The organism is uncultured Shimia sp., assembly GCF_947498095.1.
Classification (GTDB): domain Bacteria; phylum Pseudomonadota; class Alphaproteobacteria; order Rhodobacterales; family Rhodobacteraceae; genus Shimia.
In genome coordinates this window covers 1-452 of the sequence record NZ_CANMJE010000044.1, presented here as the reverse complement: position 1 = coordinate 452, position 452 = coordinate 1, and the positions used below count along the sequence as shown (strand labels likewise).

The 452-nt window shown below is 55.1% G+C and carries 1 protein-coding gene; it reads right to left on the bottom strand.

Translation table 11 applies throughout. The features are described 5' to 3' along the window. On the bottom strand, positions 1-452 hold a 452-nt coding region (locus tag Q0932_RS20485; protein WP_299357121.1), incomplete at both ends, for a DDE-type integrase/transposase/recombinase.

Sequence of the window (452 nt, the reverse complement as noted above, 5' to 3'; positions counted from 1 at the left end):
TTCGTTGTACCCGTTCTCCCAGGGGCTGCCCGGATAGATTTGCATCGGCTGGATCCCGACCTTCTTCAGCCAATCCTGTAGATGCACAGCAATGAACTCTGGGCCATTGTCAGAGCGGATGAATTCCGGTTTCCCGTGCTTCATCAACAGAGGGTGTAGCGCATCCAGAACATCGATGGCGTTCATCTTAGGGCGCACTGCCTCGCAAAGCGCCTCGCGGGTGTACTCATCCAGCACCGTGAGCATCTTGTAACTGCGCCCATTGCTGAGCTTGTCATGAACAAAGTCTATCGCCCAGATGTGGTTGGGATGTGTGGGGCGCAGCCTGATGACGGAGGTGTCTTTGTGATAAAGACGCCTTGGTTTCTTATGGCAGTGGGGGAGTTGCAGGCCCTCTTCACCCCATAAGCGTTCGACTTTCTTGTGGTTGACCCATTGCCCGGCAGGCGATT